The sequence below is a fragment of the Pseudaeromonas paramecii genome (assembly GCF_039540575.1).
Classification (GTDB): Bacteria; Pseudomonadota; Gammaproteobacteria; order Enterobacterales; family Aeromonadaceae; genus Pseudaeromonas; species Pseudaeromonas paramecii.
This window is the reverse complement of the sequence record NZ_BAABFC010000033.1, coordinates 1-782: the sequence shown is the minus strand read 5'-3', so window position 1 is coordinate 782 and position 782 is coordinate 1. Positions and strand designations below refer to the sequence as shown.

At 53.3% G+C, this 782-nt stretch carries 1 protein-coding gene; it reads left to right on the top strand.

Annotation, left to right across the window (positions count from 1 at the left end; all coding sequences use genetic code 11):
- On the top strand, window positions 1-782 hold a 782-nt coding region (locus tag ABD847_RS16805; RefSeq protein WP_345015138.1), incomplete at both ends, for an IS3 family transposase.

Genomic DNA, 782 nt, shown 5'->3' with positions numbered 1-782 from the left:
GGCCGGTGCGCTGGCAATGTCGCATGCTGGAAGTCCAGCCCAGCGGATACTACGCCTGGATACGGCAGCCGGTCAGTGGTCAACATCAGGCCAACCAGCAGTTGAGTGGGATGATTAAACAGTCATGGCTTGAATCCGGTGGCGTTTATGGCTATCGGAAAATTCATTCTGACCTGCGTGATATGGGGTTCGCTTGCGGCGTCAACCGCGTGCATCGCTTGATGAAGATCGCCGGGATCAAGGCGCAGGTTGGCTACCGGGCCCCGCGGTGCCGAGGTGGAGAGAGTCATGTTGTTTCACCGCACCGCTTGCAGCGCAAGTTCAATCCTACTCAACCAGACAGAGCCTGGGTTACCGATATTACGTATATCCGTACTCATGAAGGATGGTTGTATCTGGCCGTAGTCCTGGATCTGTTCTCTCGTCGCGTGATTGGTTGGTCAATGCAGCCCCGGATCACCAAGGACCTAGTCTTGAATGCATTGCTGATGGCCGTATGGCGACGCAAACCAAGTGGGCCTGTGCTGGTCCACTCCGATCAAGGCAGCCAATACAGCAGCCATGATTGGCAGGACTTCTTGAAAACCCACGGTCTGGAAGGAAGCATGAGCCGTCGAGGCAATTGTCATGACAACGCGGTCGCGGAGAGTTTTTTTCAATTGCTCAAGCGAGAGCGGATCAAAAAGAAAACTTACGTGACAAGGGATGAAGCCAGGAGCGATGTCTTTGACTATATCGAGCTGTTTTACAACAGCAAACGCAAACATGGTTCCAATGATTTG